Below are 25,745 nucleotides of genomic sequence, written 5' to 3'. Positions count from 1 at the left end.
CATTTTGGATATTGATCATTTGGATCATAATAAAGGTTTGGAATGTATAATCTTGGAATACATATCCAATTCTCGTTGACAAACGATTATTTTTCTGAAATAGTAGCCTAGAGGAATCCTTGTGAAAAAAACAAGGATTTTTCTATTGGAAATGGTATATAAAAGAGATAAGATAACTTGCCAAAACTATAGTCGAGGCGTTATTCTATAATAGAAACATATGTTCTTATTTAATTAGGAAAGGGGCAAGGAGTTTGGCGAAGCATCAGTTCCAATATAATGAAGATGCAATTCAAGTGTTAGAAGGACTTGAAGCCGTTCGAAAACGCCCGGGTATGTATATCGGGAGTACGGATAGCCGTGGATTGCATCATTTAGTATATGAAATAGTAGATAACTCCGTTGACGAAGCGTTAGCGGGATTTGGCGACGAAATTTCTGTCGTAATACATAAAGATAATAGTATTAGCGTTATTGATAAAGGGCGAGGAATGCCTACGGGAATGCATAAACTTGGGAAACCGACACCTGAAGTTATTTTAACTGTACTTCATGCTGGTGGTAAGTTTGGTCAAGGTGGCTATAAAACGAGTGGTGGTTTACACGGTGTTGGGGCATCAGTTGTAAACGCCTTGTCAGAATGGTTAGTAGTAACGATTAAGCGTGATGGTAACATTTATGAACAACGCTTTGAAAATGGTGGTATCCCTGCAACGACGTTAGAGAAAATCGGGAAGACAAAAGAATCTGGTACAAAGATGCACTTTAAACCAGATACAACTATTTTCAGTACAACAAATTACAATTATGAAACATTATGTGAGAGATTACGCGAATCTGCATTCTTATTAAAAGGAATGAAGATTTCAATAAAAGATGAACGTAATGATTTAGAAGATGTATTTCATTACGAAACAGGAATTGAAGCTTTCGTTTCATATTTAAACGAAGAAAAAGATTCAATTCATCCAGTTGTATACTTCACTGGTGAACAAAACGGGATTGAAGCAGAACTAGCATTTCAGTTTAACGATGGTTACTCAGAAAATATTCTTTCGTTTGTAAATAACGTACGTACAAAAGATGGTGGAACACACGAAGCTGGATTTAAAACAGCGATGACACGTGTGTTTAATGAGTATGCTCGTAAAGTTTCACTATTAAAAGAAAAAGATAAAAACTTAGAAGGTACAGATATTCGAGAAGGTGTAGCAGCTATTGTTTCTGTACGTGTACCGGAAGAAGTCCTGCAGTTTGAAGGACAAACGAAAGGGAAACTCGGTACAAGTGAAGCTCGTTCTTCAATTGATGCAATTGTATCAGAGCATTTAGCTTACTTTTTAGAAGAAAACCCGGATGTAGCCACACTTCTTGTGAGAAAGGCAGTTAAAGCAGCGCAAGCACGTGAGGCTGCTCGTAAAGCGAGAGAAGAAGCACGTAGTGGTAAGAAGAAGAAAAAATCAGAAGGTACTTTAAGCGGGAAGTTAACACCTGCACAATCACGTAATCCTCAGAAAAACGAATTGTATTTAGTAGAGGGTGACTCGGCTGGTGGTTCAGCAAAGCAAGGGCGGGATCGTCGTTTTCAAGCGGTACTACCATTACGTGGTAAAGTAATTAACACGGAAAAAGCAAAGCTTGCTGACATTTTTAAGAATGAAGAAATTAATACAATTATTTATGCAATTGGCGGCGGAGTAGGAAATGAATTCGCTGTTGAAGATATTAACTACGATAAAGTTGTTATTATGACTGATGCAGATACGGATGGAGCACATATTCAAGTGTTATTACTGACGTTCTTCTACCGTTATATGAAACCACTTATCGAAGCTGGCAAAGTATTTATCGCACTTCCACCTTTATATAAAGTAAGTAAAGGGAAAGGGAAAAGTGAAGTAATTGAATATGCATGGTCTGATGACGAATTAGATGGTGTGACGAAAAAGGTCGGTAAAGGTTATATGTTGCAACGCTATAAAGGACTTGGTGAAATGAACGCAGATCAGTTATGGGAAACGACGATGAACCCTGAAACGCGTACATTAATCCGAGTGAAAATTGATGATGCAGCAAGAGCTGAGCGCCGCGTTACGACATTGATGGGTGATAAAGTAGAACCACGCCGTAAATGGATTGAGCGTAATGTACAATTTGGTATGCAAGAAGAAGGAAATATTTTAGAAAATGAAATGATTATGGAGACGGAGGTGGAATAACATGCAGGCAGAGAAGTTTCATGACCTCCCGCTGGAAGACGTGTTAGGTGACCGCTTTGCACGTTATAGTAAATATATAATTCAAGACCGCGCGCTTCCAGATGCGCGTGACGGTTTAAAACCGGTACAAAGACGTATTTTATATTCTATGTATGTAGAAGGTAATGTACATGATAAAGCGTTTCGTAAATCAGCTAAAACAGTAGGTAATGTTATCGGTAATTACCATCCACATGGTGATTCCTCTGTATATGAGGCGATGGTCCGTTTAAGTCAAACTTGGAAAGTACGTAATGTGTTAGTTGAAATGCACGGAAATAACGGTAGTGTTGATGGGGATCCAGCAGCGGCAATGCGTTATACAGAAGCTCGTTTATCACCAATCGCATCTGAGTTATTACGCGATCTCGATAAAGAAACAGTAGAATTCGTGTCAAACTTTGATGATACGAGTGAAGAACCTGTTGTATTACCAGCAATGTTCCCGAACTTATTAGTGAACGGATCTACAGGAATTTCTGCTGGTTATGCAACAGAAATTCCACCGCATCATCTTGGAGAAGTAATTGATGCAACGATGATGCGTATTGATAAGCCGGATAGTACTGTTGATGATCTATTAACAGTTATTAAAGGACCAGATTTCCCAACAGGTGGTATTATTCAAGGGATAGATGGTATTAAAAAAGCCTACGAAACAGGGAAAGGTAAAATTATTATTCGCGGAAAAGCAGAAGTTGAAACGATTCGCGGTGGCAAGCAGCAAATCGTTATTACAGAAATTCCGTACGAAGTAAATAAAGCGAACCTTGTTAAGAAAATGGATGAATTACGTCTAGATAAAAAGCTAGATGGAATTGCTGAAGTGCGTGATGAGACAGATCGTACAGGTCTTCGCATCGTTGTAGAGTTAAAAAAAGAAGCAAATGCTGAAGGTATTTTAAATTATTTATACAAAAATACAGATTTACAAATTCCATACAACTTTAATATGGTAGCGATAAATAATCGTCGTCCAACACTTATGACCTTACCTAAAATTTTGGATGCATATATTGGGCATCAGAAAGAAGTTGTTACGAGACGCTCACAATATGAATTAAGAAAAGCTGAAAATCGTCAACATATTGTAGAAGGTTTAAAGAAAGCATTATCAATTTTAGATGAAGTGATTGAAACGATTCGTGGGTCTAAAGATAAGCGTAATGCGAAAGATAATTTAAGCGCGAAATTTGGATTTACAGAGGCGCAGTCAGAAGCGATTGTTTCACTGCAACTATATCGTTTAACGAATACAGATATTACAGCGCTAGAGCAAGAAGCAGCTGAACTTAATAAGAAAATTATAGAGTTACAGTCGATTTTACAAAGTGAAAAAAGACTTCTTCAAGTTATTAAAACAGATTTGAAGAGAGTAAAGAAAACATATAGTGATGATCGCCGTGCGATAATTGAAGAGGAAATTGAAGAAATTAAAATCGATGTGGAAGTTATGATTCCACAAGAAGATGTCATCGTTACTGTAACGAAAGAAGGATATGTGAAACGAACTGGTTGGCGTTCACATAATGCATCGAACGGGAAAGACTTCGGTATGAAAGAGGGTGACATCTTACTTGAGCGTTTCGATACAAACACGACAGAAACCGTACTTTTATTTACGAACAAAGGAAATTATATTTACCTTCCTGTATATGAAATGCCGGAAATTCGTTGGAAAGATTTAGGTCAACACGTTGCGAATCTTGTATCACTCGAGCGGGATGAAATGATTATTTGGGCGACAGTCGTACCGAACTTTGAGGAAGAAAATCGATTTATTGTATTTGTAACGCGAAATGGAATGATAAAGAAAACAGAATTGAATCAATATAAAGTTCAGCGTTATTCGAGAGCGTTCGTTGCTGTAAACTTGAAAAAAGATGATGAAGTTGTCGATATATTTGCGACAGATGGAACGAGTGATATTGTTCTTGCTACACATGGTGCATATGCACTTATTTTCCATGAAGATGAAGTAAGCCCAGTCGGTGTTAGAGCTGCTGGTGTAAAAGCAATTAATTTAAAAGAAGATGACTATGTCGCTTCTGGTAAACCATTAAATGGTGACAAAGATCAACTTATTCTCGTAACGCAACGCGGCGCTATAAAGCGTTTGAAAGCATCAGAAATTGAAAAGTCAACGAGGGCGAAGCGAGGTCTTGTTATTTTCAAAGAGTTAAAACGTAATCCTTACCGCATTGTCGGTATTGAAATTGTGCGAGACGATGAACTAGTTTATATGAAAACAGAGAAACACATTGTAGAAGAAATTGATCCAAAAGCGTATCGAAATAAAGACCGGTATAGTAATGGTAGTTTAGTGCTAGATGTTAATGATACTGGTGAAGTAGTAGAAACGTGGACGAAGAAAAGACCGGAGTAAAGGAAGCATCTTGCTATGAAAAGTAGCAAGATGCTTTTTTCTAAGCAAATTATTATGTAAATAAAAATAACATTGTTATAATAGTGAAATGAAATCGTTCTCATAAAGTGAAACTTTAATCAGTGGGGATTTTCTTTATCCCCACTGATTATTAGTTGAACCAATCGGGCTTTTACGAGCAGTTGATTCCTCACCTAATTTTTTAGCTTTCGCTGAATTTTGAGTTAGGAATCTTACTGCCCGTTAAAGCGGGACAAATGGAGGGACAACATGAAAAAAATAGGTGTAGGGATTGTTGGATTTGGTTTTTCTAGTACAACATTTCATATCCCATTATTACAAACGATAGAAGAATATGATATTCGTGCAGTACTATCCTCAAAAGAAGAGGTGGTAAAAGAAACATTACCAAACGCTAACGTTGTTAGTACAATTGAGGAATTAGTGAAGCGAGATGATGTGGATTTAGTCGTCATTACTTCACCAAACACAACTCATTTTCCATATGTAAAAGAAGCGATTTTACATGGTAAGCATGTTGTTGTTGAAAAACCATTTGTTGTTTCAATTGAAGAAGGGGAAGAACTTATCTCATTAGCAGAGCAACATAATGTGATGTTAAGTGTATATCATAATCGTCGTTTTGATAATGATTTCTTAACAATTAAGAAATTGTTAGAAGAAAATAGAGTAGGAAATGTATACGGATATGAAGCGCATTTTGATCGTTTCCGTCCACATGTACGTGATCGCTGGAGAGAAAAGAACTTGCCAGGTTCAGGAATATTATATGATTTAGGATCACATTTAATTGATCAAGCATTATCATTATTCGGGAAACCAGATGCAATTAGTGCAGATGTAATAAAGCAACGACCAGGAGCAGAGATTGATGACTACTTCCATGTTGTACTTCACTACGGAGTTAAGCGTGTCATTTTACATAGTAGCAGTTACGTGAAACAAGCTGGACCACATTTTACATTACATGGAGACAAAGGTTCTATCGTGAAATATGGTATGGATTCACAAGAAGAGCAGTTGAAAAATGGAATGAAGCCGGGCGACAATGATTATGGGACAGATAATGAAGAGAATTTTGCTACTTTAGATACGGAAGAAAAGCTAGAGCGTATTCCGACAGAAGTAGGCTGTTATGACATGTACTATAAAGGTGTAAGGGATAGCATTGTAAATGGTGAGAAACCACCTGTAACAGCACAAGAAGGTTTAGATGTAATTAAACTGATTCAGTTGGCGATTGAAAGTAGTGAAACGGGAAGAGTCATTTCTGTGAAATAAAAAAGACACGAATTTCGTGTCTTTTTTATTAGGAATGTTGCTAACTATTTAGTTTAATCGTTTGTCATACATTAACTGGATTTGTATGCCGTAAGGATCTTCAATAATACCATATGCTTCACTAAATATATTTTTTTCTAGCGGAGAGATTATTTTTACATGCGTATCGGAAATTAAATTATTATAAAATCTTTGTATTTCTTCTAAATTAGCACTTTGAATGCAAAGTGACATGTTATTTCCAACGTTATAACGTTCATTAGGCTTCATTGTATCTTCTGCTATCATTAGCTTTGTATTCCCAATTTGTAAAACAGAGTGAGCAATATGTTCTTTATTTTCACTTGTAATTTTAAAAGAACTATCTCTTTTGGCCAGTTCTTCATACGTAACAATCATTAGCTTCTTGGCCTCTAAATTACGTGTATAAAAATTAATTACCTCCTTTGCTTGCCCATTCATTGAAAGAAAAATAGCTATTTCTAATGTCATACATTTATAACTCCCTTATTAGTTAATAATTATAATATAGACTAAAAAGGTTTCAATACATGACACCTTTTTGGGGAGGGAAATATGAAAAAAACGGAACGAATAAATGATATGCTTATTTTCTTAAATAACAAAAGATATTTTAATTTAAAAGATTTAATGACTAGATATGATATTTCTAAAAGTACCGCGTTGCGAGATATTCAATCATTGGAAGAAATAGGGGTACCAATATATTCTGAACTAGGTAGAAATGGAAGTTATAAAATTATAGAAAATAGTGTATTATCGCCAATTTATTTTAGTGTGGATGAAATGTATGCGTTATACTTCTCGATTCTTACATTAAATGGATACAAGACAAAACCATTCAATATAGAAAGTATTGCGCTTGAAAATAAATTTAAACATGTATTACCTGATAATGTGCGTAAAAATATTTCAATTATGGAACGAACACTTTCTTTTGAAGTAACAAATCATAGTAATTTTAGTCCGTTCTTAAAAGAAATTTTACAGGGGATTTTTGCTGAGCGAGTTTATCATTTAAAATATTTAAAAAAAGATGAGGAGAAAGTATTGGTCGCCCAATTTATTCGAATCGAATCTAAATTTGGTCAGTGGTATGCTAAAATTTTTAATTTTGAGACAAATAATGTTCAAATAATTAGATGCGATAAAATTCTTTCTATTGTGGAAACCAGCAATGTTAATCCCAAAAAGCTTGAAGAATTACTAAGTTATCTTACTACTTTTCATAGAAAGCCTGATGCGATTGATTTTAGTGTTATTGTTAATCAAAAAGGAAAAGACATTTTTGATAAAGAGAATTATCCTTCCATGAAGATACAAAAAGAAAATGAAAATTACATTATAACAGGCTATTTTAATAAACAAGAAGTTGATTTTATCTCGAACTATTTTCTGAATTTCGGAGAAACGATTATCTCCATTCAGCCTGTCATACTAAAAGAGTTAATCTATAATAAGGTATTATCTATAAAGCAGCATTTAACTTCTTTAAGATAAAGTTAGTTTTAGTCATTTTTTTGATATGAAAAAGCCCTTGAGATTTAAATATCCAAAGGGCTTTTTGGTGATTTTATTTGTTCTTTAGAAAAATTATTTTTCTGGGACGGACAGTCCATAAAAGAACATCGTAACGATATCTTGTATATGTTTTTCACGATCTCCTTCAAGAAGCTGTGCCCCAAAATCATCACCTAATTTAGTGAACATTTGAATGTACAGTAACATCATTTCTTTAGTAAGGTGGGGGTTAATTTCATTTTTTTGCTGTGCTCGTTCTAATATTTCTAAATACCATGGCAGAATTTTTTCATTTTGATACTTATAAATAAACTCTCGGAGAATCTCGTCCCTTTGCATCATTTGTAGTAACATATCAGGCTGAAATAATCCGCCAGTATTCATTTTTCTTACAATCATTTTTTGCATCATATCATGGAAAGGTAATTTTTCTTCAGCAAGCTCTTTATAATATTGAAATTCAGATATGATAAATTCTTGTATAAGTTCTCTAAATAACGCATCTTTACTTCCGAAATGATTATAAATTGTAACTTGAGAAACGTTTGCTTCTTTTGCGATATGTTCTATTTTCACATCATTAAATCCACGTTCTGAAAATAATACGAAAGCGGCCTCTTTAATTGCGCGTTTTTTCTTTTCTTTCACTTTTTCAAAGCCGTTCAATGCAATCACCTCAATTAAAATATACAAGAAAATGTGGGTGAAAACAATATTTTTGAAATATGGACATATAAATATTTCAAAAAGTTGTTGCGAATATGAAAGATGAGGAGTACAATAATTTTGAAATATCATATATTAAATATTTCAAAAAATGAGGTGGACTTATGATTTCAGTTCAAAATGTCACAAAAAAGTTTTCGAATGGGAAAGGTTTGTTTCATATTACATTTGATGTAAAAGAAGGGGAAGTATTCGGTTACTTAGGACCGAATGGTGCTGGGAAATCTACAACGATTCGTAATTTAATGGGATTTATAAAACCGACAACTGGGAAATCATCAATTTTTGGATTAGATTGCTGGGATGATGCTGCAAAAATTCAAAGAGAAGTTGGCTATCTACCAGGAGAAATTGCTTTTATTGAAGGAATGAATGGATTAGGATTTTTAAAGTTAATGCAAGGAATGCGCGGGCTAAAGGATACGAAAAGAAGAGATGAACTCATAGAACGTCTGCAATTTGATGTGAATATACCGATTCGAAAAATGTCTAAAGGAATGAAGCAAAAAGTAGGGATAGTCGCTGCATTTATGCACGATCCAGAAGTGTTAATTTTAGACGAACCGACATCAGGACTTGATCCACTTATGCAACAAGTGTTTATAGATTTAATATTAGAGGAAAAGCAAAGAGGAAAAACAATCCTTATGTCGTCGCATATTTTCACTGAAATTGAGCGTACGTGTGATCGAGTAGCGATTATTAAAGATGGTCGCCTTGTAACGGTTGAAAATATTCATGATTTACAAGGAATGAGACGACAGGTGATAGATGTAACCGTATCATCAGAGGAAGAGATTGAATCTCTTACACAATGTGATTTGCAATTTGAAGCGGTGAAAGGTAGAGAAGCGTCGATAATTGTACAAGGAAACTATCAAACTGTTTTACAAATACTTTCAAACTATAATGTAACGGCACTTCAAACGAGAGCAACTGATTTAGAACATTTATTTATGCATTATTACGATAAGAAAGAAGGGGTAAAGCATGAATAAGCAATTGTTTTTAGCTAGTTTGAAAGAAACGCAAAAAAGTATTTTTAGTTATGCAACGGGTGCAGCTCTTTATTTATGGTTGTTAATTTGGATATTCCCTTCAATGGTATCAGCGAAAGGGTTAAATGAATTAATAAGTGCTATGCCTGATAGTGTGAAAAAAATTGTTGGCATGGAAAGTCCGATTCAAAACGTAATGGATTTTTTAGCTGGTGAATACTATAGCCTATTGTTCATTATCATTTTAACGATTTTTTGCGTAACAGTTGCAACGCATTTAATTGCTCGTCATGTAGATAAAGGAGCGATGGCATACTTGTTAGCGACGCCTATATCTAGAGTGAGAATTGCCATTACGCAAGCTGCTGTTCTCATATTGGGGCTGCTAATTATTATATTTGTTACGTATGTAGCGGGTATAGTAGGTGCAGAATGGTTTTTGAAAGATAATAACTTAAATAAAGAATTATTTTTAAAAATAAATGCAGTCGGTGGGCTCATATTTTTAGTAGTTAGTGCATATTCATTTTTCTTTTCTTGTATATGTAATGATGAAAGAAAGGCACTGAGTTATTCAGCAAGTTTAACAATTTTATTTTTCGTATTAGATATGGTAGGCAAATTAAGCGATAAGTTAGAGTGGATGAGAAGTCTCTCATTATTTACGCTGTTTCGTCCGAAAGAAATTGCTGATGGAACGTATAATATATGGCCAGTAAGTATAGGTTTAACTGTTGGAGCACTCTGTATCTTTATACTAGCAATTGTGGTATTTAGGAAGAGAGATTTACCATTATAAAGTAGAAAGTCCACCGAAAAGGTGGACTTTTTTGTTTAATAGTATATCTTTTATGATTGATTGTTATATACTATTTTAAAATTATGTATAATAGTGTAACGTAATAAGGGGGTTCAACTTAATTAGCAAGGAGGCTATTACATAAAATATATGATTGTCATTGATTGAAATTGTATGGGAGAAATGAAAAAACAGGGGAGTATTTAAAAATGAGGATTGTAAAGAATTTAACATTTCAAGTTATTGTGGCAATTATTTGTGGTATTGCAGTAGGAGCGATTTGGCCTAGTGTCGGACAACAAATGCAACCAATTGGTGAGACGTTTATTAATATGATTAAAATGGTCATTGCACCAATTATCTTTTTAACAATTGTGCTTGGTATTGCAAGTATGGGAAGTATGAAAAAGGTAGGACGTGTTGGTGGGAAAGCATTATTGTATTTTGAGATTGTTACAACTTTTGCTCTTATCATTGGTATTATCGTAGCGAATGTCGTACGTCCTGGAGATGGATTAGATCCTTCAAAATTAAAGGGTGGAGATGTTTCGCAATATGTCCAAAGTGGGCAAGAAATGCAATGGATGGACTTCTTTTTACATATTGTGCCTTCCAACATGTTCGAGGCATTTGCAAAAGGTGATATATTACAAGTATTATTCTTCTCCATTTTATTTGGCGCAGGTTTAACGATGCTTGGAAAAAACGGACAACCTGTTATCGATTTTTTTGATAGATTGTCGAAAGTGTTCTTTAACATATTATCAATTGTTATGAAATTGGCACCAGTTGGAGCTTTTGGGGGAATGGCTTTTACAATTGGGAAATATGGTATAAGTACTTTAATACCACTAGGTAAATTAATGATTTGTGTATATGCAACAATGGCATTATTTGTTTTTATCGTCTTAAATTTTATTTGTAAACTTTATAAATTTAGCTTGTGGAAATATTTAGTGCATATTAAAGAAGAATTACTCATTGTTCTTGGGACATCATCATCGGAATCTGTACTGCCGCGTATGATGACAAAGATGGAAGACTTCGGGTGTTCAAAGCCAGTAGTGGGCTTAGTTATTCCAACGGGTTACTCTTTTAACTTAGATGGAACGTCAATTTATTTATCGATGGCAACTATATTTTTAGCGCAAGTTTTTCATATTGATCTTTCACTAGGTCAACAATTAACTATAATAGCTATTTTGTTAGTTACATCGAAAGGAGCAGCAGCGGTAACAGGTGGAGGATTTATCGTATTAGCGTCTACTTTATCTGCATTGAATGTTATCCCGTTAGAAGGGTTAGCGCTTTTACTTGGTGTTGATCGTTTCATGTCAGAGGCAAGAGCAATCGTTAATTTAATTGGTAATGGTGTTGCAACTGTAGTTGTTGCAAAAAGTGAAAATGAATTCAACGATGAGAAATATACGAGAGTAGTAGAACAAATGAAAAGAGAGAAAATGGCCGGATAAAAAGTCAGCATTGCTGACTTTTTTATTTTTGTATGAATGGAGTTTCTAAAAATATACATTATTTATTAACAATAACTCATAGAGATTTAATCTATAAATATAATAAATACTATCAAAATAGTACATTTTTATGAATGGGAAATAGAAAGTGAATATTATATGGAATTTTTATGAATATTACTGTAAAAAAATAATTTTTTAAAAATTTTCAATAATAACACTTTACAAAATTCGAAAAATTAGTAGAATAGGAAGTAGTAAGAATCGTCTGATAAATATATAAAGAAAAACAGAATTATCAGAAAATTCTTTAATAGATATCGTTTTGAATTAGGGAGGGTACAGAAAATGAAAAAGAAACAAATGAAAAAACTAACAGCAGTTGTAGCACCAGTTTTAGCAATGAGCATGGCGTTAACAGCATGTTCTACATCAGGTGGAGATAAGAAAGCAAGCACGGATTCTAGCTCTAGTGGAGATAGTAAGTCAGGAGAAAAACTAGCAGCGAAACAAGTGTTGAATCGAACAGTAACACAAGAGATTCCAACGATGGATTCTTCAAAATCAACAGATACAGTATCTTCACAAATGCTAGGGAATACAATGGAAGGGTTATATCGTCTAGATAAAGATAATAAGCCTATTCCAGCTGCTGCAGAATCTAGTACGAAAAGTGAAGATGGCAAAAAATACACATTTAAACTACGTAAAGATGCAAAATGGTCAAATGGTGATCCAGTAACTGCGAAAGATTTCGTATATGCTTGGCAACGTCTATTAGATCCAAAAACAGCTGCTGAGTATGCATTTATCGCATTCCCGATTAAAAATGCAGAAGTGGTTAATAAAGGAGAAAAACCTGTAACTGAATTAGGCGTAAAGGCGGTAGATGATCTTACGCTTGAAGTTGAGTTAGAGCAAGCGGTACCGTATTTCTTAAACTTAGTAGCATTCCCATCATACTATCCATTAAACGAAAAGTTCGTAAAAGAAAAGGGCGAGAAGTTCGGTTTAGAGTCTGATACAACAGTTTATAATGGACCATTCGTTCTTAAAGATTGGAAGCATGAACAAGGATGGCAGTTAAAGAAAAATGATCAATATTGGGATAAAAAGACTGTAAAACTTGAAGAAGTTAACTTTAGTGTTGTTAAAGAGGCTGCGACTTTAGTCAATTTATATGACAGCGGTCAAGTTGACTTTGCATTATTAAATGGAGAGTTCGTTGATAAATACAGAGGTAAGAAAGATGAATTCGGAACATATTCACAAGTGAGTACGTATTTCATTCGTATGAACCAAAAACGTGATGGACAAGATACACCACTAAAGAGCAAAAAAATGCGTGAAGCAATTGCGCTATCAATTGATAAAAAGAATTTAGCAAACGTAATTTTAAATGATGGATCAAAAGAAGCTGATTTCTTAGTACCAAAAGGCTTAGCGACTGGACCGGACGGTAAAGACTTCCAAGAAACATTTAAAAATGGTTTGAAACCAGATCCGAAGAAAGCTGCTGCAGCTTGGGAAGAAGCGAAAAAAGAACTTGGAAAAGATGAAGTTACAATTGAATTCTTAAACTACGATACTGGTAATGCGAAAAAAGTTGGCGAATATATTAAAGACCAGATTGAGAAAAACTTAAAAGGTGTAACAGTTAACATTAAACTTCAACCATTTAAGCAAAAACTGAAATTAGAAAGTGAGCAACAATATGATATTTCATATGGTGGTTGGAATCCAGATTATGCAGATCCAATGACATTCTTAGATATGTTTGAGTCTAAGCATTCTCATAACCAAATGAGCTTCTCAGATCCAAAGTATGATGAAATGGTGAAAAAAGCTGGAACTGAATTAATGGGTGATGCGAAAAAACGTTGGGAAGAGTTAGGGAAAGCTGAAAAAACATTACTTGAAGAAGATGTAGCGATTGTACCTTTATATCAACGTGGAGATTCTTATGTTTCACAACCAAATGTAAAAGGTGTAGTAAAACATAATATCAGTCCAGAATTTAGCTTTAAGTGGGCATATGTGACTGAAAAATAATAGAGTTGAAAAAGCATTTTAAAGTGGCTGAGCTACTTTGAAATGCTTTTTTTAGTATAGTTAAATAGAGAAGAATAAGGCGTATAGTACGGACATATAAGTAGATGGGGGATACATTATACTAAATTATGAAGATAAAAATCAGAATATTTAAAATAAAACTATTTACAAACGCGAAAAAAAGAGTAGAATAATATTAGTTATAATTTTCAGAAAATTAATCGTTAGCAAAGGGTCTCTCAAGGGTTGGTATTGTACATATAATTGGGGAGGATACAAAAATGAAGAGAAAAAAGATGAAAAAATTAACAGCGGTTGTAGTACCAGTTTTAGCGATGAGCGTTGCATTGACAGCATGCTCTGGATCAGGTGGAGAAAAGAAAACGACTACTACATCTAATAGTGGGGAAGAAAAAAAATCTGATATTAAATATGCAGCGAAGCAAGTATTGAATCGTACAGAAAATCAAGAAATTCCAACGATGGACACTTCTAAATCTACTGATACGTTAGGGGCACAAATTTTAGGGAACACAATGGAAGGTTTATATCGTCTTGATAAAGATAATAAACCTATTCCAGCTGCTGCAGAATCAAGTACGAAAAGCGAAGATGGTAAAAAATATACGTTTAAACTGCGTAAAGATGCGAAATGGTCAAATGGAGATCCTGTAACAGCGAAAGATTTCGTATATGGATGGCAGCGCTTACTTGATAAAAACACAGCTGCAGAATATGCGTTTATTGCCTACTATATTAAAAATGCAGAGGCAATTAATAAAGGTGAAAAACCTGCAACAGAATTAGGAGCAAAGGCGGTAGATGATTATACGCTAGAAGTAGAATTAGAAAAACCGGTACCGTACTTCTTAAATTTATTAGCATTCCCGTCATATTATCCTTTAAATGAAAAGTTCGTAAAAGAAAAAGGGGATAAATTCGGTTTAGAAGCAGATACAACATTATATAACGGGCCATTTGTAATGTCTTCATGGAAACATGAGCAAGGCTGGCAGCTGAAGAAAAATGATAAGTATTGGGATAATAAGACTGTGAAATTAGAAGAAATTAATTATAGTGTAGTAAAAGAAGTTGCGACGAAAGTAAACTTATATGATACAGGATCAATTGATTTCACACTATTATCAGGAGAATTTGTTGATAAATATAAATCGAACAAAGAGGAGTATGGTGAGTACTCAGAAGCAAGTACATACTTCTTACGTTTAAATCAAAAGCGTAACGGACAAGATACACCGTTAAAGAGCAAAAAACTGCGTGAAGCAATCGCATTATCAATTGATAAAAAAGGCTTAGCGAACGTTATCTTAAATAACGGATCAAAAGCAACGGATCAATTGGTTCCAAAAGGGCTTGCGACAGGACCGGATGGTAAAGATTATCAAGATACATTTAAAAATGGTCTGAAATATGATCCGAAAAAAGGCGCAGCAGCTTGGGAAGAGGCGAAAAAAGAACTTGGAAAAGATCAAGTTACAATTGAATTACTAAGCTATGATGATGGAACTGCGAAAAAGATTGCCGATTATTTTAAAGATCAAATTGAGAAAAACTTAAAAGGTGTAACAGTTAATACGAAAATTCAGCCATTTAAACAGAAATTAAAATTAGAGTCAGCGCAAGATTATGAAGTTTCGTTTGCGGGTTGGAGCCCAGATTATTCGGATCCAATGACATTTATTGATATGTTTGAATCGAAGAGCCCATATAACCAAATGAGTTATTCAAATCCGAAATACGATGAAATGGTTCAAAAAGCAGGTAATGAATTATTGTCTGATCCGAAGAAGCGTTGGGAAACGTTAGGAAAAGCAGAAAAATTATTCCTTGAAGAAGATGCTGGATTAGTTCCTTTATATCAAACAGGAAGAGCATATGTAATGAAACCGAATGTAAAAGGAATTGTGAAACATAACATCAGTCCAGAATATAGCTTTAAGTGGGCATATGTAACTGAGGATGGTGGAAAGAAATAATATGAAAGCATTTCAAAAGTGGCTAAGCTGCTTTTGAAATGCTTTTTTTAGTATAAGGAGAATAAGGCTTATTGAATTCTTGAGAAACGCCCCGGGGGCACTTTTAAAATTTCACTGTAGGATATTAGAAAAGAATGCAACGGTGGAAAGATAAATGATAGTAAAAGATTTCATATGGATAAGGAAAAAATAGAAATTAGCAATAGAGAAGAATAAGGATGGGTATGTTTACATATAGTAGGTGGGGGATAATTCATATAGTAGTAATAGTAAAATAGTAAGTTATTATCACAAAAAAATAAATATTTAGAAAATTTGTAAAAATACTTTACAAAACTTAAAAAAATAGTAGAATATTAATTAATAAGAATTTTCTGATAACGAAAGTTAATAGAGAATCTCTAAATGTTAATATCGTACATATAATTGGGGAGGGTACAAAAAAATGAAGAGAAAAAAGATGAAAAAATTAACAGCGGTTGTAGCACCAGTTCTAGTAATGAGTATGGCATTAACAGCTTGCTCTGGATCAGGGGATAAGGATAAGGCAAGCACAACGCCGAAAAGTGGAGAAAAAGAAGGCGGAAAATTAGCTGCAAAGCAAGTAATGAATCGTACAGAAACGAATGAAATTCCGACGATGGATACTTCGAAAAATACAGATACGTTAGGTTCTCAAATTTTAGGAAACACGATGGAAGGGTTATATCGTCTAGATAAAGATAATAAGCCAATTCCAGCTGCGGCAGAATCTAGTACAACAAGCGAGGATGGCAAAAAATATACATTCAAATTACGGAAAGATGCAAAATGGTCAAACGGTGATCCTGTAACAGCGAAAGATTTCGTATTTGCATGGCAACGTCTAGTAGATCCAAAAACAGCTGCTGAGTATGCATTTATTGCATATTATCTTAAAAATGCAGAGGCAATAAATCAAGGGAAAGCAGAAGTTTCTACATTAGGTGTAAAAGCGGTAGATGATTATACACTTGAAGTTGAACTAGAAAGACCAGTACCATATTTCTTGAATTTAATGGCATTCGCGTCTTACTATCCATTAAATGAAAAATTCGTAAAAGAAAAAGGAGATAAATACGGTTTAGAGTCTGATACGACAGTTTATAATGGACCGTTTGTGCTTACCGATTGGAAACATGAGCAAGGATGGAAATTAAAGAAAAATGATCAGTATTGGGATAAAAAGACAGTGAAGCTGGATGAAATTAATTATAGTGTAGTAAAAGAAGGGGCTACTAGAGTAAATTTATATGATACAGGTGCAATTGATTTCGCACTTTTATCAGGTGAATTTGTTGATAAGTATAGAAACAATAAAGAGGAGTTTGGAGCATATTCAGAAACAAGTACGTTTTACTTACGTTTAAATCAAAAACGAGGTGGGCAAGATACACCGTTAAAGAGCAAAAAATTACGTGAAGCAATTGCATTATCAATTGACAAGAAAGGTTTAACGAATGTAATTCTAAATGACGGTTCAAAACCAGTGGATTACTTAGTACCAAAAGGTTTAGCAAGTGGTCCAGACGGTAAAGATTTTGCAGAAACATTTAAGAATGGTTTAAACCAAGACTCGAAAAAGGCAGCAGCAGCTTGGGAAGAAGCGAAAAAAGAACTTGGAAAAGATCAAGTGACAATAGAGCTATTAAATTATGATACTGGTAATGCGAAAAAAGTTGGGGAGTATGTAAAAGATCAAATTGAAAAGAATTTAAAAGGTGTAACAGTAAATATTAAACTTCAGCCATTTAAGCAAAAACTAAAATTAGAATCAGAACAAGATTATGATTTCTCATATGGCGGCTGGAATCCAGATTATGCGGATCCAATGACATATCTTGATATGTTTGAAACGAAAAATTCGCAGAACCAGATGAGCTATTCAAATTCAAAATATGATGACATTATTAATAAAAGTAAGACGGAATGGATGGCTGATGCAAAAAAACGTTGGACAGAGTTAGGGAAAGCAGAAAAATTGTTACTTGAAGAAGATGTAGCGCTCATACCTTTATATCAAAGTGGTAAATCATATGTTATGAAACAAAATGTAAAGGGAATTGTGAAACATAATATTAGTCCGGAATATAGTTTCAAATGGGCGTATGTAGAAGAGAAATAATAAAGTGAAACTTTTAATCAGTGGGGATGTGTTTCACCATCCCCACTGATTTTTGGCCTTCATCAATAGAGCTTTTACGGGATAAAAGAAAAGAGCATTTTCAAGTTGAGGTATTATAACACTTGAAAATGCTCTTTTTTCTATGCACTATTTTTTTCTGGATGAATATATGTATTATAGAAAACTTGAAGGAGAGTCCTATGGAACGAAATACTTACATCGATTTCCTAGCTTATTACGGAATAGGAAGTGCTCATCCAGGTGGTTTTACGTTAACAAAAAAATTGTTAGCACAACTGCCTCTTAGACATGGAGCGAATGCCCTTGAGATAGGTTGCGGCACAGGGAAAACAGCCGCTTACATGACAAAAGAATTGGGTTATAAAGTAACGGCGGTTGAAAAGAATGAAATTATGATTCAAAAAGCGAAAGATAGATGGTTGTTTAATGGTTTGAATATAAAATTGATACCAGGTGATGTAGAACAATTACCGTGTTTAAATGATTCGTATGAACTTGTGCTTGGAGAATCAGTACTCGCTTTCACGAATAAAGAAAAGGTTATATCTGAGTGTTATCGTGTATTACAGAAGAATGGTAAACTTGTTGTGATTGAAATGATTATTGATACTCACATTGAGAAGAATGAAGAGGACAAAATTGCCCAATTATATGGGATGAAAGAAGTATTAACTGAGAATGAGTGGGTACAATTATTTCAGAAAGCAAATTTTGAAAAGATTACAATTGCTGGCGGTGGGACAATTGCAGAAACGATCTCTGGCTATATAGAAGAGCCAGAATGGAATGTATCATCATATATTCCGAATGAGTTATATGATGCATGGGTACAGCACGAAAATATAAGACTTATGTATCAACATATTTTAGGGCACCGTATTTTTATATGTGAAAAATAGAGAAAAGGGTTGGCTAAAAACAGCCAACTCTTTATTATGTTAAATGAAAAATAATGCAGCTAAAGTAATTCCAAAGATAAAGCCAAATCCGAGTTCAACGCCCCAGTCACAACCGCCGCCACCCCAGCCACAACTATTGCAACCACGACCACCGCATCCACAGCCACCAAATCCGCCGCCACCGCATCCAAATCCACAGTTATCACACCTGCTAAGGCCGCCGCAAAGATCACAACCACCGTTTGCATACGCGTCATAGTATCCGAATCCTGTATCAAAAGACGAGCGCTGTTGCACCGGTTCAATCCATACAGAATTATTCGTCACATCAATTATTTTGCCTAAATGAATGCGACCATCCCGATCTTCAATTCGAACAACCTTACCGAAATAACGTTGACAAGTATCATAACATTTTTGTCTATGCATGTTCTTTCCTCCTTCCTCATTACAGTAATACGATATGTAAGGGGGACAAGTGCGGCTTGTACGAATGTCCTATCTATCATAATTGTTATAGGAAAGGGGAAATATATGAAAAGGATATATAATGAGGAGGAAAGGGAATGAAATCTACAGATCAATTTCAAACATATGAAGTTCCTTGGGAAGACTTTATAGAAGCATTACGAGGCGAAATGAAAAAACAAGTAGGAGCGGATATTATTGATACAGTAGTTTGTAATTTGGAAGATGGTTTTGAAGTATATACATATGTGCAGGGGGATTTGGATTTTGAATATAAGGAAGCGCTTGAAAGAAAATATGGAAGTGATGCGAAGACTCCTAATGTGTTAACGATTATGCTATTAGCTAGTATTTATAGTGCAAGTGAAGAGAATATACGCTTACATGCGGATAATAAAGATAATCCAATTGTTGAAGTATATGTGAAACTTTAATCAGTGGGGGGGGGCCATCCCCCCACTGATTATTAGACCTCACTAATCAAACTTTTTGTTAAGTGTTTTTAATATAAAAAGTAGGAAAAGTCTGTTTTAAGCGTAGAGCTTGAACAGGCTTTTTTTCCTATATAATAGGATGGGAAATGCTAGAAGAAATATTACTAAGTTATTTCATGTTTACATAACAAAGTTATGGTGTGTTAGTTGTCCTAAAATACAAGTCATATATCTTGTTTCCTCTCATAAATTTAAACATAGGAATTTGTCTACAAAGGTGGCGAAGCCTCATCATGAAAATTCGAATTTGTGCCACATTCATGTTGTTTCTATTTATATGGTTACCTTTTTCAGCTTTTGCAAAAGGAGAGGAGGCAAAGGAAAGGGTCGTTTCACTTGTATATGATGATTCAGGCAGCATGAGAAATAACGATCGCTGGAAATATGCCAATTACGCTTTGCAAAGTTTAGTTGCGCTATTAGATGAAAAAGATATATTTTCTTACGTTCCAATGAGCAAGCCGAATGATCCATTAAACATTTCGTTAACGAAGGATAAAAGGCAAACAGAAATTGAGGGGATTGGAGCATGGAAAACATATTTAAATACTCCATTTAGCGCAGTAGAAACGGCGATGCAATCTATAAAAAAGGAAGCAGATATAGATGGGAAACGTGAATTTTGGCTTATTGTATTAACTGACGGGGCATTTAATGATTTAGAGAAAGATACGGTTGGCGGAAAAGAACAAATTACACAGAAGTTAGCACTGTTTAAGAAAGAAATGGATGCAAAAAAGATATCGTTACATCCAGTCTTAATTACGATGGAAGAGGATTTAGGGCAGCAAGAAAAAGAACAGCTAAATACGTTTAAAGAAATATGGAAGAAAGAGATAAATGGTGTTACGATGCCATCTAGTGGTGAGGATGGTATTGTAAAAAGTGTAAATCAAGTGGCAGCATTAGTTGCTAATCGTGATCCATTCTCCTCTGTTGAAGCCATTGTCAAAACGAAAGTAGTAGGGAAGAAAATAGAGATTACAACACCGTTCCCGTTAAAGCGTATGACGCTTGTGCGACAATCATCGTCTTTGTCTAATTATAAAGTTATGCAAATTTCTAAACCGTTACAATTGCAGTCTGCTTTTTCTATACATGCACCAGGAGAAGCTAAATTATTCGGAAATATAGTGCATGTAAGTACAGTGAATCAGGAAGTGATTAAGCCAGGAACATATACGATAGAAGTGGATCAAGACATTGAGAAAGAAGGATTACAAGTACTTGTTGAACCGGCGCTTAATTATACTGTTTCTACGTATGACAAAGATGATAAAGATAGAACAAATGTTGAGAAAATGTATACAGGTGTGACAGCTGTTATTGAAGCGAAGCCTACTGAATTACCAGTTCAGTCTTCTTACTTTCAAGCAGAAGTAGAAATAGATGGGAAGCAATATCCGATGAAGTGGGACGATAGAAGACATGTGTTTTATTACGAAACGAAGCTTGCTAAAGGATTAGTACGCGGGAAAGTTCATATGAACATAAAGGGATTTTATAGACAGACGAAAGAGTTTAAGATTGAAACAACTGAAAAGCCAAAATTATCACTTCAAACTGTTACGAAAGATTATGAAGAAAAAGTAACAAATTTAGAGGATAGTAAACCGTTTATTTTACAACCACAGTTAGATGGTAAGCCGATGACAGAAGAGGCTGTAAAAAAACTATTAAAATCTACTGGTGTCACATCTAAACAATCAATCAACTATGAAATAAAGCAACATGGTAATCAAATTTATGTTTATCCTCGTCCACATTACTCCGACACATTCAATTTTACAGATACCGGCACCGTAGAAGCTACCATCACTATACAAGATTCAAAGTTACAAGAAGTAAAGAAAAGAATATCACTCTATATTCAAAATGCACCATTTTATGAAAAATATGCGCTTATTTTTAAGTTTGTTATTCCTATCACTTTATTACTGTTAGTAGTAGGAATAATCGTTTTAGGATGGATTGTTCGTCCGAGATTTCACCGAAAAGCATTATTATATTATGAATGGGATCAAGAAGTAGCGAAAGATTGGCTTTACCAATCTGAACCAGAGTTACTTAAAAATAAATGGTGGAAGCACTATTTTGGCATTCCATTCCGAGCAGAAAGAAGGACGGTGCAATCTGTAACATTAATAGCGAAAAAAGGATCAAAATCTATATTTGTAGCGAAAGAATCGCAAGTAGTTGGGATGATTATTGATGGAATGTTTATAACAGAGGACGAAGTAGGGATGGAGCATAAGACATTGTATCCAAATGAACTTCTAGTAATTGATAGAGGGTATGGTAAGGAAAATTACAGGTACGAATGTGAATAGTGGATAGGGATAAGAGGCCGGTGGGTTCTTTGCGCTCTTTCCTCTTCATTTTAAACAAGCAAGAATAGGAAGGTGGTTCACATGACGTTACAAGTTCCAACGATATTAATTGGTTTAGGTGGAATCGGTAGTACTGTGACACATCAAATATATGAAAAATTACCAGAAGAGCGCCGTAAGAAGGTAGCGATGCACGTATTTGATACAGATGTGAATACATTGAGTAAATTTGATCATATTCGGAAGTTTAAAACGCAAACGAGCTCGAGTAAAACACCGAGGGAGTATATTGCAGGAGATCCAACGATTCCTGAGTGGTTTCCGATGGACCCGACTATACTGGATAAACCGTTAACAGAAGGAGCAGGACAGTTACGTGTCATTTCACGTTTAGCGTTACGTGCAGCGATGAAAGAGGATAAACTGACGTCGTTTTGGCAAGAAATTGAGAAGATTTTTCCGGTTACGAGTGATCAGACGGAATATGGTGTACGTGTCATTATTGTAACGTCACTGGCTGGTGGAACGGGCTCAGGAATGTTTTTACAAATCGCATTATATTTACGTGAAATGCTTCGAAAAAAATTACAGCATCATAACATTTTAATACGTGGTGCGTTTTTAATGCCGGATGTATTAGTTAAGACGAGGACGGTTAGTGCGAAAGAATTTGAAACTGTGCAAGCGAATGGCTATGCGTCTTTGAAAGAGTTGCACGCTATTACGCTCGGTTCTACTGGGGAATTATCAAAACGCGGTGGTGTAACAATTGAATTAGAATACCGTCCTGATCAAGTGGATGAGGATGGAAGAACGAATCATACGATTAAACAGCACCATTTACCATACAATTATTGTTTTTTATACGATTATGAAAATTTACATGGGCATCATTTACACAATTTATCGGATTATATGGAGCAAATGACAAATACGATTTATTTACAGTTATTTAGTCCAATGTCTACAAGTCATTTTGCACAAGAGGATAATCAAATTCAGCAATTGGCAGAATCGAGTGGGAAAGGTAGATATTGCGGAGCAGGAACGGCAAAGCTTATTTATCCGTATGAGCATGTGTTGAAATATTGTGCTTTAAAATGGGCTGTGCAAGGTTTAGATGAATCGTGGCTTCATTTAGATCAACTGTTTCAAGAGAAGAAGCAAAGATATGACCAAGATGTAAAACGTGGTATGCAGCGTGAAAAGCCAGAGCGCGGTAAAAGTTATTTAGAGGATTTAGAGCATCTTGCTACCCGCCCAGAACAAGCTCATATTTTTTATAGACAAATGTACAATGAAACACGTGAAGGCGCAGAGGGAGGTAAGATTGGAGTTGCGAAATCTAAACTGTTTTTAGAGGCTGTAGAAAGTTATGTACAGCGGACGGTGCAAAAAGATGAGGAATTAAATCGTCTGCAGCACGAGTGTAAAATTTCGGCTGCAAAACTGAAAATGATGGAACAAATGAAAGGGGAAGTAGCGAGAGTTGATCATGCGGTTCGTTTATATGCATATGCGATCCCGAGCCGTGTGCATGAACATGTAACGACACTTTTATATGACATGATTGAATCAGACCGTTTTTCACAAAGTGGTTCTGAGGGACAGTCATATCAATTAAATACATGGTTTTTAAAGAAAACAGATCCCGTTCATCCAGTAGCATCACGTTTTATGCTATATGAAATTCGAAAGCAATTAGTAGAAAAAATGAATCGGTTACATGAAAATAATGAACAAAAGCGTAATTTAATTCAAAACTACGATAAGAAATTTAATGTGAGTAATATTGATGGAACGGTAACGGCTGTTCGCCGCGTTGAAATTGCTCAGCAACAAGGCTGGTTTGGAAAAATGGTGAATAATCAGCAACGGTTGTTCAAAAAAGAATTTGAAGATATCGTAACGCAATATGTACACAAATTAAGTGAGTATCGTAAGGAAATGTTATTAGAACTTGTGTATCAATCGTTATACCAAGCAGTTAATAAAATGATTCAATATTGGGAAAGGTTTTTTGATAATTTACACGAAACACGTGAAAATTTATTGTTTGAAATTCAAAAACGAAGCAAGGAATTTGAAGGGAAAACAAACCCAACGAATGTATATGTATTAGCTGAAGAGAAATTACAAGAAAAGATATGGCAAGATATGCAGCAACATTTAAATTTAGGTGTATTACCGAAAGATATATCTGCGGAAATTTATATGAGTTTGTACGGGGAATATTGCAGGGATGCGAAAACGGAAGAGATTCAGTCGAAAAAGGTTGAAGATTTCTACCGTGAACATATACTGAGCTATTGTTATGGCGAACTACAAGTACGCTATCGTGATAAATTAGAGCTTAATATTGTAGAGGCGTTACGAAAAGAAGCGGATTATAAGAAACGTGACCGTGATGAATACGTTCGTGAAAAAATTGAAGATCTATTCCATTTAGCAAGTCCGTTCATTCCGAAAGTTTCTCATCATAGAGAATTACAATATTGGGGCATCCATCCATCTTTAAAACAAGAGTTGCAAGAAGAGTTATTGCAAGAAATGTTCAAAGAAAAAGATACGGTAAACGAGGCGTTTTCACCATTTGAGGTCATTTGTTATCGCGCTCATTACGGATTATCGCTACAAGATTTTCCTAAGCTTTCATCTGGGCATATTGCAAACGGCTTTATGAATGATAAAGGTGACTACTTCCAATCGTATTATCGCCGTGTGAACAAATTAAATAGTAAAAAATCTAGTTTAACGCCGCATTTAGATAAATATTGGCACTTACCAGCCTTTATGCCGGACTTGAATGCGACTCAAACGAAATTAGATTATGATAAATGTAATCGGGCGTTACTATACGCATATATGTATCGCTGGATTAGCTTAGTTGCTGTTGATGGGCAATTTGTGTATCAATATAACGGCGTTGGACGTAGCTTCTTAATTCAGTCGATGGGGAAAAATATTTCAAGCGAAAGTTATAAATTACACAGAGCATTGCTTCATAATCCGTTTATTTATGAAAATATCTTGTCACGATTTGAAGAAGAACAAGAAAAAGCTATGATACAAGGTGGACATTTATATACACATCCGTTCGTATTAGGAGCACAAGATGTAAGGTGGCTCAGAAAAGAACACGTTCATAACATTTTAGATATGATTTTAATGTATGACCGTGAAGCGAAATATGACCCGACGTTAGAAGAAACGTCAGATGAATTATTAAGGTTATTCCTTGATGAAATTGAGCTATACTTCCAAAACTATTACGGTACAGGTGCCGATATGGTTGCAAAGAAAGAAAAAGAAATGTTTATTAAACAATTATGGGATCGTTCGTATGCGAAAGGGTATGTGGATCCAAATAGTGCACCGTATAAAAAGTGGCAAAATTTATTACACGTTCACGATGAAGAAGAATCGCCAAAAACGAATGTATAATGAGTGAAAAGGGAATCCTTAAAAATGGCAATACAACTTTAGAAAAGAGGGATTCCGATGCCGTTTTTAGGAAGTGTATATCAAATATTTGGATTATATCCGGAAATTTATTATGGGATGATTTCTTCTGAGCTACAAGAAGAAGCTCAGAAGGAGCATCTTGAAAATAGCATTGCAGAAACTGAAGTAGAAGAATAAAAAAAGTGCAGATGAAAATCTGCACTTTTTTGTTGGTTTTAAACTGTTTGCATAAGTTCGAATGAATTATTATTTCTGGATAATAATTCATTCGAGCTTATGAGGAGTTTATTTAAACTATATGTAATGGAAAATGTATAAAAATCAATACAAAAAAATGAAAATAGAAAAGAACAATGTTTTTGAGAAAATAATTATGTTTAAAAATAACATTTG

The 25,745-nt window shown here is 34.8% G+C and carries 18 protein-coding genes; 15 read left to right on the top strand and 3 right to left on the bottom strand.

Features of this window, described 5'->3' with window-relative positions; translation table 11 throughout:
* Positions 1-254 precede the first annotated feature (254 nt).
* The 3 genes from parE (at position 255) to COC96_RS20275 (ending at position 5,946) form a co-directional block, all read left to right on the top strand.
* Positions 255-2,219 carry a DNA topoisomerase IV subunit B gene (gene parE / locus COC96_RS20290; protein ID WP_097902759.1) on the top strand — a complete coding sequence of 655 codons (1,965 nt, stop codon included), beginning with the start codon at positions 255-257 and terminating at the stop codon, positions 2,217-2,219.
* Position 2,220: 1 nt separating this feature from the next.
* Positions 2,221-4,644 carry a DNA topoisomerase IV subunit A gene (gene parC / locus COC96_RS20285; protein WP_098267042.1) on the top strand — a complete coding sequence of 808 codons (2,424 nt, stop codon included), beginning with the start codon at positions 2,221-2,223 and terminating at the stop codon, positions 4,642-4,644.
* Positions 4,645-4,914: 270 nt separating this feature from the next.
* Positions 4,915-5,946, top strand: coding sequence for an oxidoreductase (locus tag COC96_RS20275; protein ID WP_098769258.1), 1,032 nt, complete (start codon positions 4,915-4,917; stop codon positions 5,944-5,946).
* A gap of 48 nt (positions 5,947-5,994) precedes the next feature.
* On the opposite strand, the gene COC96_RS20270 is transcribed toward COC96_RS20275, so the two are convergent.
* Positions 5,995-6,438: a VOC family protein gene (locus tag COC96_RS20270; RefSeq protein WP_098769257.1), complete on the bottom strand. Its 444-nt coding sequence runs from the start codon at positions 6,436-6,438 to the stop codon at positions 5,995-5,997.
* Between the two features lie 84 nt (positions 6,439-6,522).
* Here COC96_RS20270 and COC96_RS20265 point away from each other — a divergent pair, with 84 nt between their 5' ends.
* The gene (locus COC96_RS20265; RefSeq protein WP_098267044.1) at positions 6,523-7,467 is read left to right on the top strand and encodes a helix-turn-helix transcriptional regulator; all 945 of its coding nucleotides are present in this window, start codon (positions 6,523-6,525) and stop codon (positions 7,465-7,467) included.
* A gap of 93 nt (positions 7,468-7,560) precedes the next feature.
* Here the strand turns inward: COC96_RS20265 and COC96_RS20260 are convergent, their stop codons facing one another.
* Complete coding sequence (locus COC96_RS20260) at positions 7,561-8,163, bottom strand: TetR/AcrR family transcriptional regulator (protein WP_180234965.1); 603 nt, start codon at positions 8,161-8,163, stop codon at positions 7,561-7,563.
* Positions 8,164-8,318: 155 nt separating this feature from the next.
* On the opposite strand from COC96_RS20260, the gene COC96_RS20255 reads away from it, so the two are divergent.
* The 7 genes from COC96_RS20255 (at position 8,319) to COC96_RS20225 (ending at position 18,595) form a co-directional block, all read left to right on the top strand.
* Positions 8,319-9,212, top strand: coding sequence for an ABC transporter ATP-binding protein (locus COC96_RS20255; RefSeq protein WP_098267046.1), 894 nt, complete (start codon positions 8,319-8,321; stop codon positions 9,210-9,212).
* Positions 9,205-10,011: an ABC transporter permease subunit gene (locus COC96_RS20250; RefSeq protein WP_098769255.1), complete on the top strand. Its 807-nt coding sequence runs from the start codon at positions 9,205-9,207 to the stop codon at positions 10,009-10,011. The genes COC96_RS20255 and COC96_RS20250 overlap by 8 nt, the downstream gene beginning before the upstream one ends.
* Before the next feature lie 209 nt (positions 10,012-10,220).
* Positions 10,221-11,483, top strand: a complete 1,263-nt coding sequence (locus COC96_RS20245) for a dicarboxylate/amino acid:cation symporter (protein ID WP_098267145.1) — start codon at positions 10,221-10,223, stop codon at positions 11,481-11,483.
* A 348-nt stretch (positions 11,484-11,831) separates the two neighbouring features.
* Positions 11,832-13,535 carry a peptide ABC transporter substrate-binding protein gene (locus tag COC96_RS20240; protein ID WP_098267048.1) on the top strand — a complete coding sequence of 568 codons (1,704 nt, stop codon included), beginning with the start codon at positions 11,832-11,834 and terminating at the stop codon, positions 13,533-13,535.
* A gap of 281 nt (positions 13,536-13,816) precedes the next feature.
* Entirely contained in the window at positions 13,817-15,532 is a 1,716-nt protein-coding gene (locus COC96_RS20235) for a peptide ABC transporter substrate-binding protein (RefSeq protein ID WP_142319441.1), read from the top strand.
* Between the two features lie 445 nt (positions 15,533-15,977).
* The gene (locus tag COC96_RS20230; protein WP_098267049.1) at positions 15,978-17,675 is read left to right on the top strand and encodes a peptide ABC transporter substrate-binding protein; all 1,698 of its coding nucleotides are present in this window, start codon (positions 15,978-15,980) and stop codon (positions 17,673-17,675) included.
* A gap of 200 nt (positions 17,676-17,875) precedes the next feature.
* Positions 17,876-18,595 carry a class I SAM-dependent methyltransferase gene (locus tag COC96_RS20225; protein WP_098267050.1) on the top strand — a complete coding sequence of 240 codons (720 nt, stop codon included), beginning with the start codon at positions 17,876-17,878 and terminating at the stop codon, positions 18,593-18,595.
* 39 nt (positions 18,596-18,634) lie between these two features.
* Here COC96_RS20225 and COC96_RS20220 read toward each other — a convergent pair whose 3' ends face one another.
* Positions 18,635-19,024: a hypothetical protein gene (locus tag COC96_RS20220; RefSeq protein ID WP_098267051.1), complete on the bottom strand. Its 390-nt coding sequence runs from the start codon at positions 19,022-19,024 to the stop codon at positions 18,635-18,637.
* A gap of 137 nt (positions 19,025-19,161) precedes the next feature.
* On the opposite strand from COC96_RS20220, the gene COC96_RS20215 reads away from it, so the two are divergent.
* From COC96_RS20215 to COC96_RS20200, 4 genes are all read left to right on the top strand, one after another.
* A complete protein-coding gene (locus COC96_RS20215) occupies positions 19,162-19,497 on the top strand; it encodes a hypothetical protein (protein ID WP_098769254.1) in 336 nt (111 codons plus the stop codon).
* 293 nt (positions 19,498-19,790) lie between these two features.
* On the top strand, positions 19,791-21,887 hold the full coding sequence (locus tag COC96_RS20210; protein WP_098769253.1) for a vWA domain-containing protein: 2,097 nt from the start codon (positions 19,791-19,793) through the stop codon (positions 21,885-21,887).
* An 81-nt stretch (positions 21,888-21,968) separates the two neighbouring features.
* A complete protein-coding gene (locus COC96_RS20205; protein ID WP_098769252.1) occupies positions 21,969-25,331 on the top strand; it encodes a tubulin-like doman-containing protein in 3,363 nt (1,120 codons plus the stop codon).
* 57 nt (positions 25,332-25,388) lie between these two features.
* On the top strand, positions 25,389-25,529 hold the full coding sequence (locus tag COC96_RS20200; RefSeq protein WP_098267065.1) for a phosphonate ABC transporter permease: 141 nt from the start codon (positions 25,389-25,391) through the stop codon (positions 25,527-25,529).
* Positions 25,530-25,745: the final 216 nt, after the last annotated feature.

The organism is Bacillus cereus, from assembly GCF_002577405.1.
GTDB lineage: Bacteria > Bacillota > Bacilli > Bacillales > Bacillaceae_G > Bacillus_A > Bacillus_A cereus_AU.
The sequence above is the reverse complement of the archived record's forward strand: the minus strand, read 5'-3'. Positions and strand labels throughout refer to the sequence as shown.

Bases quoted from the DNA above. Each gene is read 5' to 3' on its own strand.
- COC96_RS20215 (WP_098769254.1), top strand. From the start codon at position 19,162: ATGAAATCTACAGATCAATTTCAAACATATGAAGTTCCTTGGGAAGAC.
- COC96_RS20265 (WP_098267044.1), top strand. From the start codon at position 6,523: ATGAAAAAAACGGAACGAATAAATGATATGCTTATTTTCTTAAATAAC.
- COC96_RS20235 (WP_142319441.1), top strand. From the start codon at position 13,817: ATGAAGAGAAAAAAGATGAAAAAATTAACAGCGGTTGTAGTACCAGTT.
- parC (WP_098267042.1), top strand. From the start codon at position 2,221: ATGCAGGCAGAGAAGTTTCATGACCTCCCGCTGGAAGACGTGTTAGGT.
- COC96_RS20255 (WP_098267046.1), top strand. From the start codon at position 8,319: ATGATTTCAGTTCAAAATGTCACAAAAAAGTTTTCGAATGGGAAAGGT.
- COC96_RS20240 (WP_098267048.1), top strand. From the start codon at position 11,832: ATGAAAAAGAAACAAATGAAAAAACTAACAGCAGTTGTAGCACCAGTT.
- COC96_RS20210 (WP_098769253.1), top strand. From the start codon at position 19,791: ATGAAAATTCGAATTTGTGCCACATTCATGTTGTTTCTATTTATATGG.
- COC96_RS20220 (WP_098267051.1), bottom strand. From the start codon at position 19,024: ATGCATAGACAAAAATGTTATGATACTTGTCAACGTTATTTCGGTAAG.
- COC96_RS20225 (WP_098267050.1), top strand. From the start codon at position 17,876: ATGGAACGAAATACTTACATCGATTTCCTAGCTTATTACGGAATAGGA.
- COC96_RS20230 (WP_098267049.1), top strand. From the start codon at position 15,978: ATGAAGAGAAAAAAGATGAAAAAATTAACAGCGGTTGTAGCACCAGTT.
- COC96_RS20205 (WP_098769252.1), top strand. From the start codon at position 21,969: ATGACGTTACAAGTTCCAACGATATTAATTGGTTTAGGTGGAATCGGT.
- COC96_RS20250 (WP_098769255.1), top strand. From the start codon at position 9,205: ATGAATAAGCAATTGTTTTTAGCTAGTTTGAAAGAAACGCAAAAAAGT.
- COC96_RS20245 (WP_098267145.1), top strand. From the start codon at position 10,221: ATGAGGATTGTAAAGAATTTAACATTTCAAGTTATTGTGGCAATTATT.
- COC96_RS20200 (WP_098267065.1), top strand. From the start codon at position 25,389: ATGCCGTTTTTAGGAAGTGTATATCAAATATTTGGATTATATCCGGAA.
- COC96_RS20275 (WP_098769258.1), top strand. From the start codon at position 4,915: ATGAAAAAAATAGGTGTAGGGATTGTTGGATTTGGTTTTTCTAGTACA.
- COC96_RS20270 (WP_098769257.1), bottom strand. From the start codon at position 6,438: ATGACATTAGAAATAGCTATTTTTCTTTCAATGAATGGGCAAGCAAAG.